The 14,369-nt window shown below is 72.7% G+C and carries 13 protein-coding genes; 11 read left to right on the forward strand and 2 right to left on the reverse strand.

The window, feature by feature from the left end:
• Positions 1-11: 11 nt before the first annotated feature.
• Entirely contained in the window at positions 12-989 is a 978-nt protein-coding gene (locus ACLQ2X_RS00405; RefSeq protein ID WP_425678858.1) for a hypothetical protein, read from the reverse strand.
• Between the two features lie 339 nt (positions 990-1,328).
• Here ACLQ2X_RS00405 and ACLQ2X_RS00410 point away from each other — a divergent pair, with 339 nt between their 5' ends.
• From ACLQ2X_RS00410 to ACLQ2X_RS00460, 11 genes are all read left to right on the forward strand, one after another.
• On the forward strand, positions 1,329-1,739 hold the full coding sequence (locus ACLQ2X_RS00410; protein WP_425678859.1) for a hypothetical protein: 411 nt from the start codon (positions 1,329-1,331) through the stop codon (positions 1,737-1,739).
• A gap of 3 nt (positions 1,740-1,742) precedes the next feature.
• A complete protein-coding gene (locus tag ACLQ2X_RS00415; protein ID WP_425678860.1) occupies positions 1,743-2,828 on the forward strand; it encodes a PLP-dependent cysteine synthase family protein in 1,086 nt (361 codons plus the stop codon).
• The gene (argH, locus tag ACLQ2X_RS00420) at positions 2,825-4,285 is read left to right on the forward strand and encodes an argininosuccinate lyase (protein ID WP_425678861.1); all 1,461 of its coding nucleotides are present in this window, start codon (positions 2,825-2,827) and stop codon (positions 4,283-4,285) included. The genes ACLQ2X_RS00415 and argH overlap by 4 nt, the downstream gene beginning before the upstream one ends.
• Positions 4,282-5,544, forward strand: coding sequence for an ATP-grasp domain-containing protein (locus ACLQ2X_RS00425; protein WP_425678862.1), 1,263 nt, complete (start codon positions 4,282-4,284; stop codon positions 5,542-5,544). Before argH ends, ACLQ2X_RS00425 begins: the two co-directional genes overlap by 4 nt.
• A gap of 20 nt (positions 5,545-5,564) precedes the next feature.
• On the forward strand, positions 5,565-7,217 hold the full coding sequence (mtnA, locus tag ACLQ2X_RS00430) for an S-methyl-5-thioribose-1-phosphate isomerase (RefSeq protein ID WP_425678863.1): 1,653 nt from the start codon (positions 5,565-5,567) through the stop codon (positions 7,215-7,217).
• A 21-nt stretch (positions 7,218-7,238) separates the two neighbouring features.
• The gene (locus ACLQ2X_RS00435) at positions 7,239-7,817 is read left to right on the forward strand and encodes a 1,2-dihydroxy-3-keto-5-methylthiopentene dioxygenase (RefSeq protein ID WP_425678864.1); all 579 of its coding nucleotides are present in this window, start codon (positions 7,239-7,241) and stop codon (positions 7,815-7,817) included.
• Positions 7,817-8,575, forward strand: a complete 759-nt coding sequence (mtnC, locus tag ACLQ2X_RS00440) for an acireductone synthase (protein ID WP_425678865.1) — start codon at positions 7,817-7,819, stop codon at positions 8,573-8,575. Before ACLQ2X_RS00435 ends, mtnC begins: the two co-directional genes overlap by 1 nt.
• A gap of 173 nt (positions 8,576-8,748) precedes the next feature.
• Entirely contained in the window at positions 8,749-9,015 is a 267-nt protein-coding gene (locus tag ACLQ2X_RS00445; protein ID WP_425678866.1) for a hypothetical protein, read from the forward strand.
• 225 nt (positions 9,016-9,240) lie between these two features.
• Positions 9,241-10,710, forward strand: coding sequence for a family 43 glycosylhydrolase (locus ACLQ2X_RS00450; protein ID WP_425678867.1), 1,470 nt, complete (start codon positions 9,241-9,243; stop codon positions 10,708-10,710).
• Between the two features lie 60 nt (positions 10,711-10,770).
• A complete protein-coding gene (locus ACLQ2X_RS00455; RefSeq protein ID WP_425678868.1) occupies positions 10,771-12,282 on the forward strand; it encodes a family 43 glycosylhydrolase in 1,512 nt (503 codons plus the stop codon).
• 53 nt (positions 12,283-12,335) lie between these two features.
• The gene (locus tag ACLQ2X_RS00460; RefSeq protein ID WP_425678869.1) at positions 12,336-13,961 is read left to right on the forward strand and encodes an RICIN domain-containing protein; all 1,626 of its coding nucleotides are present in this window, start codon (positions 12,336-12,338) and stop codon (positions 13,959-13,961) included.
• Between the two features lie 70 nt (positions 13,962-14,031).
• Here the strand turns inward: ACLQ2X_RS00460 and ACLQ2X_RS00465 are convergent, their stop codons facing one another.
• Positions 14,032-14,337, reverse strand: a complete 306-nt coding sequence (locus ACLQ2X_RS00465; protein WP_425678870.1) for a hypothetical protein — start codon at positions 14,335-14,337, stop codon at positions 14,032-14,034.
• Between the last annotated feature and the right edge of the window lie 32 nt (positions 14,338-14,369).

Consider the following 14,369-nt stretch of genomic DNA (forward strand, 5'->3'; position numbering starts at 1 on the left):
CGGCGGGACCGCTACCCACCGTCACCGCTCGACAGCTGCGCCGCGCCCTTGTCGCGCACCGTGTAGACGCGGCTGTTCAGCTCCTCGCGGTCGAGGCACAGTTGCGCCTCGCGCAGCCGCGCCGGCATGTCGCTCTGGTGACCGGAGAAGATGAGCCCGACGACGGTGCCGGTGTGCGCGACCGCGATGCCAAGCGCGCCCGTGGCCGCGGCGACCTGCCGCATGAGCGGGAAGCTGCGCTTGGGCAGGATCCGCTGGTTGAGGACCGCGCTCTCGGTGGCCACCTGCGCGGCGGCGGCGAAGTCGTTCATCATGAGCGCGGCGTCCAGCTCACTCAGCAGCGACGCGTAGTGACGCGCGAGCCGCGCCGACTCCCGCTCGCGCCGGTGGAACTCGGCGGTGTCGACCGAACCTTCCTCGTCCACGCCCAGGATGTGCCAGCGCAGGTCGGTGTCGTAGCTGCGCACGAGGGTGTGGGTGCGTTGCAGGCACAGGCTGATCGACTCGCCGAGGACGTAGTCGCCCCACTCGATGTCCCTGGCGACGAGCGTGCCGAGGGCGTGCAGGACGCGCCGGGACGTGCCGGGGGAGGCGGCGGCGACGAGCGCCGAGATCGAGGCCATGATGTCGGCGGTGGAGCTGGCGCACCCCTTGCCGACGGGGATGTTGCTGTCGACCGTGAGGTCCATGTCGATCTCGTGCAGCCCCAGCGCCCGGGCGAGGTCGGTGGCGGCGGCCAACGCCCTGGTCCGGTTCGCGGGGCGGACGTGGTGCTCGCCGTCGCCGTGACTCAGCGTCACCGTGGCGGTGGTGCACAGTTCCTGCACGGGCAGGGTGAACAGGAAGTGTTCGAAGTCGCCCGTACGGTGTTGGCGGTATCCCTGCAGCAGCTCACCGAACGTTCCGTGCACGGTGGCCTTACCGACCTGTCGCTTGTGGTCCACGAACCGCCGGATGGGTTGGGGGCGTTGCTTGAGGGGCGAACTCATCGGGTCTCAGCCCTCCTCGTCGGCCAAGGTTCCAGGCATGGCTCCGGCTCGTCCCCCGCGGGGCGAGCGCTGGTCCGAGATGCGCCGCGACCGGTCTGGCACCATCGAGCGGCTGCGGACAGCGTCGCACGCCGACCGCGGCGTACCGGCGCCGCCGAAAGAATCACGACGGCCACGGTCGCGCACGCCGGGACCGCGCGGCGGTCGGTCGGGCGCATCCGTCCGGTTTCTTTCGGTGTGGTTGGTGGCTCCGGGCGCCGGTACCTAGCGTTCGGATGTCCACGGTGCGCCCGTGCGGCGTTTGTCCCCTCGGGCGCCCATCCGGCAGAGGGGGGTGCGATGGGTTCCGGTCGACCCGGTGCGGCGGCGACGGCACGGCACATCGACGACTGGCGGGACGCCCAGGCGTTCGCGGCCGAGGTCGTCGAGGATCAGCCGGCTGGCCCCGACGCACACCATCACCGCTTGCTCGCCCGCCGGCTCGTCGCGGCGGCGGTCTGGCACGCGTCCCGCCACGGGTCCGTCCCCGCCGATCCGGCCGAGCTGCGACGTGCGGTCGACGCCGAGCTGTCGGTCGATCCCGACGACCTCGCCCGCCGGCCGCTGAGCTCCTCACCGGACCGGCGGGTACGCGAGATCGTCGGGCAGGTAAGGCGGCAGGGCCGCACCTGGGTGCGGGTCGACGCGAACGAGCAGAACGCGGCGGCCTGGATCGCGATGAGGTGCCTCGTACGTGCGGAAGGGGTGTGACCGATGCGCGGAAGACTGCCCCACACGACCCGGCCCGGGCGGCGCGCCGCGGTGGAGGCCACCGAGGCGTACCAGTTGCCGAGGCTGCTCCGGCTCGAACCGAACCTCTACGCGGCCTGCTTCACGCTGATGAAGATGGTGCCGGCCCGCCACATCCTGCGTCGCGCGCTCGCCGACGGACGGCTCGACCCGGGCACGGTGATCGTCGAGACCACCTCGGGCACGTTCGGTCTCGCCCTGGCGATGCAGGGCGTCCATCTCGACCGCCGGGTGGTGCTGGTCAGCGACCCGGTCATCGACGAACGGCTGCACCGGCGTCTGGTGGACCTCGGCGCGACGGTGCTGCGGGTGCCGGCGAGCGCCGGCGAGCGCCCCGGCGGCTACCAGGCGGCCCGGCTGGAACTGCTGGCGCGGGTGCGCGAGGAGTACCCGGCGACGTTCTGCCCGGAGCAGTACACCAACCCGGACAACCCCCGCTCGTACGCGATGGTGGCCGAGCACATCCTCGACACCCTGGGGCCGGTCGACTGCCTGGTCGGCCCGGTCGGCTCCGGCGGTTCGATGTGCGGCACCGCGGCCGGTCTGCGCGCGTCGGTCCCGCACTGCCAGGCCATCGGCGTGGACACGTTCGCCAGCGTGCTGTTCGGTCAGGAGGACGGCCCCCGGGAGCTGCGCGGGTTGGGCATGGGCCTGATGCCGGGCAACCTGGACCACCGCGTCTTCGACCACGTCCACTGGTGCACCCCTTTCGTGGCGTACACGGCGACCCGCCGGCTGCATCAGCGACACGCGTTGTTCATGGGGCCGACCAGCGGCGCGGCGTACCTGGTCGCCCGGTGGTTCGCGCGGCGCAACCCGCACGCGCGCGTCGTGGTGATGCTCCCCGACGAGGGCTACCGCTACCAGGACACCGTCTACGACGACGCGTGGCTGTCCGCCCATGAGCAGGCCGGTGTCGCCGTACCGGAGGACCCGGTCGTGGTCGACGACCCGCGGACGGCACCGCAGCCGTGGGCGACCTTCGCCTGGGGCCGGCGCCCGCTCAACGAGGTGATCGCCCCGGCCCCGGCCGGAGCACCGGGCCGATGACCAGCACCGGCCGGCTCGTCGGACAGCTCGGACCGCGCACCCGGCAGGTGGTGTACGGCGAGCTGACCCCCACCGCGATCGAGGACGAGCTGTCGCTGACCGTCCAGGTGGACCGCGCCCACCTGATCATGCTCGTCGAGTGCGGACTGGTCACCAAGGACGCCGCCGCCGGGTTGCTGCGGTGTATGGACGACCTTCTCGGTGCCCGGTTCGCGCCCCTGCACGGCCGGCCGGCGCCGCGCGGGCTGTACCTCATGTACGAGCAGTACCTCGCCGAGCGGCTCGGCGCCGACGTCGGGGGTGTGCTGCACACCGGCCGGTCGCGCAACGACCTCAAGGCGACGACCACCAGCCTGCGGCTCCGCGAACGCCTGCTGACCCTCGCCGAGGACGCGACCCGCCTGCTAGGCGTGCTGCTGGGCCGGGCACGCCGCTACCGCCACGTGCTCATGCCCAGCTACACCCACCACCAGGCGGCGATGCCCGTCACCTACGGCTACTACCTGCTCGGCGTCGCGACCGCGGTGGCCCGTGACATCGACGCGCTGCGCACCGCCGCGGCGGGCCTCGACGTCTGCCCGCTCGGCGCGGGTGGGGTCGCCGGCACGGACCTGCCCATCGCGCCGGAGCGCACCGCACACCTGCTCGGCTTCGCCACCGCGGTGCGACACGCGGCCGACGCGGTGGCCAGCCGCGACACCGCGCTGCGGATCCTCGCCGCCGCGACCGGGCTCGCCGTCACCCTCAGCCGGGTGGCCACCGACCTGCAGGAGTGGAGCACCGCCGAGTTCGGCTTGATCTGGTTCCCGGACCGGCTCGTCGGCAGCAGCTCGGCGATGCCGCAGAAGCGCAACGCCTTCCTGCTGGAACACCTGCGCGCGAAGCCGAGCCACGCGGTGGGGGCCTGGACCGCCGCCGCGACCGCGATGACCGGCGCGCCGTTCAGCAACTCGATCGAGGTCGGTACCGAGGCGGTTGCCGGGCTCTGGCCGGGGCTGCGGGCGGTGCACGACGCGGTGCAACTCGGCCAGGTGGTCGTGCTGGGTGCCCGGCCGGTGCCGGAGCGCATGCGGCAGCGGGTCGGGGACGGTTTCACCACCGCCACGGCGATCGCCAACCGGTTGGTGCGCGACGGGACGGCTTTCCGTACCGCGCACCGGATGGTGGGTGAGGCGGTACGGCGAGCCGTGGAGGCGGGCACCGTCGACCTCGCCCCGTTCGGCCCGCCCGGCTGGCTGGCCGGGGTGGACACCGAGCCGGACACGGTGGTCGCCGCGCAGCGCCACGGTGGCGGCCCGGGGGCGTTCGACGAGGCGTACCGGCAGACGCTTACGGAATGGGTCGCGTTGCGCGCGTGGAGCGCGCGGTGGCAGGACGGCGTCCGCGCCGCCGACCGGGAACTGCGTGCCACCGCCACCGACCTGGCGGGTGGGGGCGTACCGGAGGCCCAGCCGTGACCGACCGCGCGCTCGTCCTCGTGGAGAGCAACACCACCGGCTCGGGGCGGCTGTTCTGCGCCGCGGCCCGCCGGTTGGGCCTGCGGCCGGTCGTTCTCGCGCGCGACCCCGGCCGGTATCCGTACCTCGCCGCCGACGCCGTGGACAGCCGTCGTGTCGACACCGGGTCGATCGATGCGGTACTGGCCGCCGTCGACGCCCTGGACGTCCCCGCCGCCGGGATCACCAGCAGCTCGGAGTACTTCATCGCGACCGCCGGTGCGGCGGCACGACGGCGCGGCCTGCCGCACGTCGACCCCGACGCGGTCCGCGCCTGCCGCGACAAGGGCCGGCAGCGGGCCGCCCTGGCCGCGGCGGGCGTGCCGGTGCCGGGGTTCGTGCCGGCCGCCGACGTCGAGGCGGCGGTGGCCGCGGCGAACCGGATCGGGCTGCCGGTGGTGTGCAAGCCCGTCGCCGGTTCGGGGTCGGTCGGCGTACGCCTCTGCCTGAGCCCGGCGGAGGTACGGCGCGCGGCGGCGGCGGTACTGCACGACGACCCCGCCGTGCTGGGCCTGCCGCCACAGACCGGGGTCGTGGTCGAACGGTACGTCGCGGGACCGGAGTACTCGGTGGAGATGTTCGACGACCGGGTCGTCGCGGTCGTCCGCAAGCACCTCGGCCCGGAACCGCACTTCGTCGAAACCGGCCACGACGTGCCGGCCGCCCTGACCGACCGGGCGGCGCAGCGTCTCGGCGCGGTGGCGTCCCAGGCCGTACGCGCCCTCGGGCTGGGGTGGGGCCCGGCCCACGTCGAGCTGCGGGACGCCCCCACCGGAGCCGTCATCATCGAGGTGAACCCCCGGCTCGCCGGGGGCATGATCCCCCGGGCGGTCGAAGCGGCGACCGGCGCCGATCTGGTCACGGCGACCGTCGCGCGGGCCGCCGGCCTGCCGTTTGATCTCACGCCGACGGGCGGCCGAACCGCGCCGGACGCGCCCGGGGCCGCGGTGATCCGGTTCCTCGTCGCCGACCGGCCCGGGCGACTGCTCGCCGTCGACGGGGTGGAGGCGGCACGCGGGCTGCCCGGCGTGGTCGACGTCGGGGTGCTGCGGGAGCCGGGTTCCGACCTCGTGTTACGGCATTCCTTCCAGGACCGTCTCGGGTACGTGATCGCCGTCGGCCGCGAGCCGGTGGCCGCGGGACGCCGCGCGAACGCGGCACTGGCGGCCCTGCGGTTCGCGGTCGGACCGGTACCGGACGTCCTGACCCTCGGACGGTAGGCGCGAAGGGAGAGGCAACGGTGGAACACGTCGAGACCGACCACGCGTACCGCACCGCCACGTCGCGCACCCTGGACTGGGTCGACGGCGCGGTGGAGACGATCGACCAGACCGAACTGCCCCACCGGCGGCGTCGGCTGCGCCTCACCACCGTCGACGAGCTGATCGCGGCGATCCAGCGGCTGGCCATCCGGGGGGCACCGGCGCTGGGCATCGCCGGGGCCCTCGGCGTCGCCCTGTCGGCGCACCGGCACCGCGGCGGCGACTATCCGCAGGGCGTCTACGACGACGCCCGCCGGCTGGCGGCCGCGCGGCCCACCGCGGTCAACCTGGCCCGCGGGGTCGAGGCCGCGGCACGCCACGTCCCGCACGGACCCGACGCCGTGCTCAAGCACGCGCTGGAGTGCGCCGACGCGGATGTGCGGACGAACGGCGAGGCCGCCGCGCGCACCGCCGACCTGCTGGCGGAGCTGTGCCCGGAACGGCCGCTGCGGGTGCTCACCCACTGCCACACCGGGCGCCTCGCCACCGGTGGGCGGGGAACCGCGCTGGAGGCCACCATCGAGCTCGCCGCCCGCGGGCGGCTGGAGTCCGTCCTGGCGACCGAGACCCGGCCGCTGCTGCAGGGCGCCCGGCTGACCGTGTGGGAACTGCGCACGGCGGGTCTGCCGCATCGGCTGTGCGCCGACTCGGCGGCCGCCGCGGCGATGGCCTCCGGGCTGGTCGACTGCGTGGTGGTAGGCGCGGACCGGGTCGCGGCCAACGGCGACGTCGCGAACAAGATCGGCACGTACGCGCTCGCGGTCGCCGCGGCCCGCCACGGGATCCCGTTCGTCGTGGTGGCACCGGAGTCCACTGTCGACCCGGACACCCCCGACGGCCGGGAGATCGTCATCGAGCAGCGTCCGCCGGAGGAGGTCACGTCGGTCGCCGGGACGCCGGTCACCGTGCCCGGCACGGCGGTGTTCAACCCCGCCTTCGACGTGACGCCCACCGACCTGGTCACCGCGGTCGTGACGGAACGTCGGGTGCTGCGCGGCGGCCGTTGGCCGCGGCCGCGAGCCGAGGGGGACGCGGCGGCGGAACTCGTCGACCTGTCGCACACCCTGTACCGGCGGGGGTGGCTGGAGGGCACCTCGGGCAACCTGTCGGTGCGGCTGGGCGCGCAGGAGGTCCTGATCACCGCCAGTGGGCGCGGCAAGGGCGACCTGACGGTCGCCGACACGGTACGCGTGGACGCGGACTCCGGACGTCCGGTCTCGGCCGACGCCCCACGCCCGTCGGCCGAGACGTCCGTCCACCTGGCCGTCTACCGGCGGTTCACCGGTTGCGGGGCGGTCGTGCACGCGCACAGTCCGTATGCGACGGCGCTGGCCGCCCGCCTGGCCCGCGCGGGACGGCGGAGCGTGCGGTTCACCGACTTCGAACTCATCAAGGGGCTCGGGTGCCACGACGGCGCCCTCACCGTGCCCGTCCTGCCCAACCACTCCGATGTCGGCCGGATAGCCGCGGACGCGGCGGCCTGGTTCGAGCGCGAGCCCGACGGCTGCCCGCCGGTGCTGCTGATCGCCCACCACGGTGCGACGGCCTGGGGCGCTGACCTGCGACAGGCTCGCAACCACCTTGAGTGTCTCGAGGAGCTGTGTCGACTGACGTTGCTGCTCGACCGCTGAACGACGGTATGGAGGAATGCCATGTCCCTGCTGCAGATCATGCCCGACCACGACCCGGACCGGGTCCTGCTCCGGACGCAGGAGCGGACGGAGATCACCGCGGCGCTGGCTCCGCTGGGGGTCACGTTCGACAGGTGGACGCTCCGGTCGAACGACGGCGGCGCCGACACCGACGTCCTGGCGGCGTACCGCGACGAGGTCGACCTGCTGCGGGTCAACGGCGGGTTCCGGTTGGTGGACGTGGTGCGGATGGCACCGGACGACGAGGACCCGCAGTGGCCGGCGACGGCCCGCGCGGCGCGCGAGAAGTTCCTCGACGAGCACACCCACACCGAGGACGAGGTGCGGTTCTTCGCGCAGGGCGCGGGCTGCTTCTACCTGCACGCCGGCGGCAAGGTGTACGCCATGGTCTGCGAGGCGGGCGACCTGCTGTCGGTTCCGGCGAACACGCGCCACTGGTTCGACATGGGTGAGCGGCCGAACTTCACGGCGATCCGGTTCTTCCAGGAGGAGGACGGGTGGGTCGGTGCCTTCGTCGCCGACAGCATCGCTCGTCGTTTCCCCGGCCTGGACCAGCTGCGCGGCGCCACGGTGGCCTGATGCGGGCCGTCGTTGTCGATGTGGAGGGCACCACCAGCTCCGGGGAGTACGTTCGCCACACGCTGTTCGGGTACGCCCGCCGCCACCTGCCCCGGTGGCTCGCGGCCCACCGCACCGACCCGGAGGTCGTCCGCGCGCTGCGCTCGGCGGCGGTGCTGACCGGTCACCCCGCCGGGAAGGCCGGCGACGACGGCGCACTCAGCGACGACGACCTGCGCGGGTTGACCGCGGTGCTGCAGACCTGGATCGACGAGGACGCCAAGGTCACCCCGCTGAAGACGATCCAGGGCCTGATGTGGCAGGAGGGATTCGCCGCGGGGGAGTTGACCTCGCACGTGTACCCGGACGTGCCCCCGGCGCTTCGCCGCTGGCACCGCCGTGACCTGAGGTTGTGCGTCTTCTCCTCGGGTTCGGTCACCGCGCAGCGTGCCTGGTTCCGGCACACGCCCCACGGGGACCTGCTGCCGTACCTGGATCTGCACTTCGACACGGAGAACGCGGGCGCCAAGTCGTCCGTGGACGCCTACCTGGCCATCGCCGCGGCCGTCGGCGTTGCCGCGCAGGAGATCCTCTTCCTGTCCGACAGCGACGCCGAGATCCGGGCGGCCAGGTCCGCCGGCTGGGCTGCCGTCACGGTGTGCCGTGGGGACGCCCCGGACCCGGCGCCGGGCGCCATGATCAGGAGCTTCGACGAGATCGACGTCACGGCGGACGGTTTCCGGCTGGTCGGCCGGGCGGCCGCTGCGGCGCGCGGGTGAGCGGAACGCCCCCGGGTGACGGCGGCGTGCCGGCCGTCACCCGCCGGGCGGGCCCGCGTCGACCTGCCGGGGCGGCCGTGCGCCGGGGGAGGGGAGGCCGCACCGCACCCAGGTTGCCTGCCGGAACGTGCCGAGGGAACAATCGACCTTCGCCCATCCGAAGGGAGAACCTCATGCCGAAGGGCAAGCACGGGGCGTTCGTCAAGCGTTCGATCTGGGTCGCGGAGAACGACAGCGCCGAGGTGTACGCCCGGATCTACGAGGATGGGCACATCGAGATCGTCGGCAGGAACACCACGCTCGCGATGGAGCGCGGACCGTACGGCAGGGGAACCACGGAGCGCTGGGCCTACGGCGAGAGCTGGTCCGTCCAGCCGATTCCCTGGGAGGCGGTGCAGGACCTGAACGACCAGGTGTTCGAACCCGGCGAGCAGGCCTAGCCGGTTTCGTGCGCCCGCTGCGCCGCAGCCGGCCGCCCGCCCGCTGCGCCGCAGCCGGCCGCCCGCCCGGTGTTAGCGCTAACCAGCTCCCCGGAGGGAAGGTTGTGCGGATGGACCGAAGGTACCCTGCCCGACCCACACCTTGACACTTGTCTATGTTAGCGAAAACATGGTTGGCAACACGGACGTAACGCCGCTGCCATGATTGTTCGCCCGGAGGTACCGATGACAGGGACGGATCAGCGGGCGCGCTCGCGGGGCGGGCGGTCATCGGCGGTCGTGGGCGTGACGGCGCTGCTGCTCGGCGCGGGCGTGGTGCTCGGGGTGCCGCAGGCGTCGGCGGCGACGGTGGACACGTCGGCGACGTACGTGTTCGTCAACCGGCACAGCGGCAAGGCCATGGACCTGTACGACTGGTCGACGGCGGAGAACGCGCCTGTCAATCAGTGGACGCGCAACGACCTCGCGGTGCAGCAGTGGCAGTTCGTGGACTCCGGTGGCGGCTTCTACACGGTGCGGTCGCGGCACAGTGGAAAGGTGCTGGAACTGCCGACCGGGGGCGACGGCACCCGGCTGGTGCAGTCCACGGACCGCTCGTCGGCCACCCAGCAGTTCCGGTTGCAGGACTCCGCGGGCGGGTTCGTGCGGTTCGTCAACCGGCAGTGGGGCAAGGCCGTCGACGTGTGGCAGTGGTCGACGGCCGACGGTGCGCGGCTGGCCGCCTACTCCGACGTGGACGGCGCCAACCAGCAGTGGCAGTTGATCCGCCTGGGCGGCGGCACACCGACCACCCCGCCCGGCCCCACCCCACCCGCGACCTACCCGCAGCCCGCCAGGGTCGCCGGTGACGTCGGCGTGCACGACCCGACCGTGGTCAGGCGACCCGACGGCACCTACCTCGTCGCGCACACCGGTGACAACATCGCGCTGAAGACCTCCGCCGACCGGATCACCTACCGCGACGCGGGCGTCGTCTTCCCCGGTGGCGCGCCGTGGACCAGCACGTACACCGGTGGTGCGCGCAACCTGTGGGCCCCGGACCTGTCGTACCGCAACGGGCGCTACCACCTCTACTACTCGGCGTCGACCTTCGGCTCCAACCGCTCGGCGATCTTCCTGGCCACCAGCACCACCGGAACGTCCGGGAGCTGGACCAACGAGGGGCTTGTCGTCGAGTCGCGGACCTCGGACACCTTCAACGCCATCGACCCGAACCTCACCGTCGACGACCAGGGCCGCTGGTGGCTCACCTTCGGCTCCTTCTGGTCCGGCATCAAGATGATCCAGATCGACCCGGCCACCGGACGCCGGCTCGGCACCACCATGCACGGTCTCGCCGCGTACGCCCCCGGCATCGAGGCGCCGGTCCTCGTCAGACGCGGCCCGTGGTACTACCTGTACGTCTCGTTCGACCGCTGCTGCCAGGGCGCCGCCAGCACCTACCGGGTCATGGTCGGTCGCTCGGCGAACCCGACCGGACCGTTCGTCGACCGCGCCGGACGGGACATGCTCGCCGGGGGAGGTACCCAGATCCTGGCCTCGCACGGCAGCGTGCACGGCCCCGGCCACCAGGCGGTCCTCGCCGACACCGACGGTGACCTGCTGTTCTACCACTACTACGCCGACAACGGGGCGTCACTGCTCGGCATCAACCGCATCGGCTACGACGCCGCCGCCTGGCCCTACGTGTACTGACCCCGCCGGGTGGGCGCACGCCACCGACACGGACGACGATCTCGCCCACCTGGAGGGCGCATGTTGCACAGGCACCTTCGCCACCCGGCCCACCGCCGGGCCGCCGGTCCGGCCGTCGCGGACTCCGCCGCCCGCCGGCCCCTGCGGTCGTTGTTGGCCGCGGCGCTTGCCCTGCTCACCGTGTCGGCCGGTCTCGTCGCGGCCGGCGCCGCGCAGGCCGCACCCGCCGTCAGCTACACCAATCCGCTTGTCAACCAGCGGGCCGACCCGCACATCGTCAGGCACGCCGACGGCTACTACTACATGACCGCGACGGTGCCGCAGTACGACCGGATCGTGCTCCGGCGGGCCACCACCCTGGCCGGGCTGGCCACCGCCACGGAGACGACGATCTGGCGCCGGCACACCAGCGGCGAGATGGGCGCCCACATCTGGGCCCCGGAGATCCACTTCATAGACGGCAGGTGGTACGTCTACTTCGCCGCCGGGCGCACCGACGACGTGTGGCGGATCCGGATGTACGTCCTGGAGAACGCCAACCCCGACCCGCTGGCCGGCTCGTGGACCGAACGCGGCCGGATCACCACGCCGTGGGACACGTTCAGCCTGGACGCCTCGACGTTCGAGGTCAACGGCGTGCGATATCTGACCTGGGCCCAGCAGGAACCCGGCATCTCCACCAACTCCAACGTCTACCTCGCCCGGATGGGCGCCAACCCGTGGCAGATCAGCGGCCAGGTGACCCGCCTGGTGGTCCCGACGTACGACTGGGAGACCCGCGGCTACCGGGTCGCCGAGGGACCGGCGGTGATCCAGCGCAACGGCCGGGTCTTCCTCACCTACTCGGCGAGCGCCACGGACGCGAACTACTGCCTCGGCATGCTCACCGCGTCCGCCGGCGCGAATCTGCTCGACGCCGCCGCCTGGCGCAAGAGCCCGACCCCGGTGTTCGCCAGCAACGCGGCCACCGGCCAGTACGGCCCCGGGCACAACTCCTTCACCGTCTCCGAGGACGGGCAGAGCGACATCCTCGTCTACCACGACCGCAACTACCGGGACATCAGCGGTGACCCGCTTGACGACCCGAACCGGCGGACCAGGATCCAGAAGCTGTACTGGAACGCCGACGGCACCCCGAACCTCGGCATCCCGGTGCCCGACGGCCCCACGCCGGTGCGGTTGCGGTCACACGACCTGAACACCAGCTACGTCCGGCACTACGACTACCGGGCGCGGGTCGAACCGAACGTGACGAACCTCGCCGACTCGCAGTTCCGCATCGTCCCGGGGCTCGCCGGAGCCGGATCGGTCTCCCTGGAGTCGACGAACTTCCCCGGCTACTTCCTGCGGCACCGGGCCTTCGCCCTCTACGTCGAACGCGACGACGGGTCGACCCTGTTCGACGGCGACGCGAGCTTCCAGCGCCGCCCCGGGCTGGCCGCCGACGCGGGGCTCTCCCTCGAATCGCAGAACTACCCCGGCCGGTACGTGCGCCACCGGGACGGACTGCTCCAACTGGAAACGGTCGGCACCAGCGCGGACCGGGTCGCCGCCACCTTCCACCTCGAGTAGCGCCCCCTCGTCAACTCCTCGCCCACCCGGCGTACCGCTTCGGAGGTCCCACGATGCCCAACCCCGCAGAGAAGTCGTCCCCCCGCGCACCGGGCCGGCGTGCCGGCCTGGTACTGGCCCTGGTGGCGGCGCTGGTCGGTGCGGCCGGCGCCGTCGTGGTGGCCGCGCCGTCGGCACGGGCCGCCACCATCGACACCGGCGCCTCCTACGTGCTGGTCAACCGCAACAGCGGCAAGGTCCTCGACGTCCGGGACACCTCCGTCGACGACGGCGCGGTCCTCCAGCAGTGGCCCCGCAACGACGGCGAGTGGCAGCAGTTCCAGTTCGTCTCCTCCGGCAGTGGCTACTACCGCCTGCGGGCCCGGCACAGCGGCAAGGTCGTCGACCTGTGGGAGTGGAACGTCGCGGACGGCGCGGAGTACCGGCAGTGGCCCGACCTCAACGCCGCCAACCAGCAGTTCCAGGTGGTCGACTCGGACGGCGGCTACGTCCGCCTGATCAACCGGCACTCCGGGAAGGCCCTCGAGGTCTGGGAGCGGTCGACCGCGGACGGGGCGCGCATCAGTCAGTACACCGACCTCAACGGCGCCAACCAGCAGTGGCAGATGGTCCGGGTGGGCAGCGGTTGCGGCAGTGGCTCGTACCAGGCCGAGGCCGTGCAGAACGGAGGCACCTGGACGGCCCGCAACGGGGCGTCGACCGTGTACTCGGGCGCGGACATGCTCGCGGCGATGCAGGCCGCGGTGAACTCGCTTCCGGCGGGACGGACCGCCAGGCAGCGGGTGGTGGTCCGGGGCTCCGGCACGATGGGCGCGGGATCGCGGTTGTCGCTGCCGTCGTACACGACGCTCGCGGTCTGCGGCACGATAAACGTGACCGGTTCGGGCTCGGGCGACTACGCGCCGGTCTACTCGCGGGGCACCACCGACGTCGAGGTGCAGAACCTGACCCTCACCGGGGCGCCGCTGTACGGGATCTTCATGCGCAACGTGAACAACCTGACCCTCGGCCAGATCGACATGCGGCTCTCCGGCGGCCTGGGGGTGCGCATCGACAACCACGGCGGCGACCGGGCGGTCAAGGTGCGCAACGTGCGCATCGACAACGTGTACGTGTCCGGCACCGGCGCGCACGGGGTGGAGACGTACGGCGTGGACGGGCTGACGATCGGCACGGTCGTCGCGCGCAACACCGGCTACTCGGGCCTGCTGCTCAACGACACGATCAACGCCACGGTGGGCACCGTCGACGCGCAGGGCGCCGGCGCCGGAACCGGCTACGCAGCGTTCCGGATGGCCAACCGCAACGGTCGGGTGGGCAACTCGTACCCGACGAACATCCGGGTCGGCACCGTGATCGCGTCCGGGGGCGGCCGGGGGATCTTCTGCGTCTCGGAGTCCGGCGGCGCGGTCATCGACCGGGTGACGATCTCGAACACCGGAAACAACTCGATCCTCGTGGAGAACTGCTACAACGTCACCATCGCCGGGGTGTCCGGGACGGTGACCGGCGGCGGCGAGGTGCGGATCGCCTCGCGGACCGAGTTCCCGATCTCCTCCGGCATCCGCTTCCAGAACCTGACCGTCACCAACACCAACATCACCCAGAGTCCCTGCGGCGGAGCGAACAACACGATCAGCAACGTCACGCGCGTCAACTCGACGCTCACCTGGTGCTGAGACACCGGTGGCGCGGCCGGCGACGGCGAAAGCCACGGGTGAGCTCCGGCGGCCCTGGTCGGGCGGCGACTCAGCTCTTCGCCGCCGGTCGGGGTGCGCGCCGCCACACCGTCGGATCGTCGGGCAGGGCCGTCGCCCCGCTGACGGCGTCGTCGGGCAGGGCCGTCGCCCCGCCGTCAGGGCCGGATGCCGCCGGACCGGCGGCGCCCGCGGCGGCCTCCGCCGGCTCGCCATCGGCCTGGTCCGCGAGAATCCGCAGGTCGGCCAGGACGCTGGACAGCGGAACCACCCGACCGTACGCCCGCACCGCCGGTTCCAGGCGGGCGGCCAGGTCCTCGGCGAGTGCTGAAACCGAATCTTGATCACGTTGCGCCAAGCATACGACCGTGATCGTCCGTCTGCCGTGTC

This window comes from Micromonospora sp. DT31 (assembly GCF_049841795.1).
Classification (GTDB): domain Bacteria; phylum Actinomycetota; class Actinomycetes; order Mycobacteriales; family Micromonosporaceae; genus Micromonospora.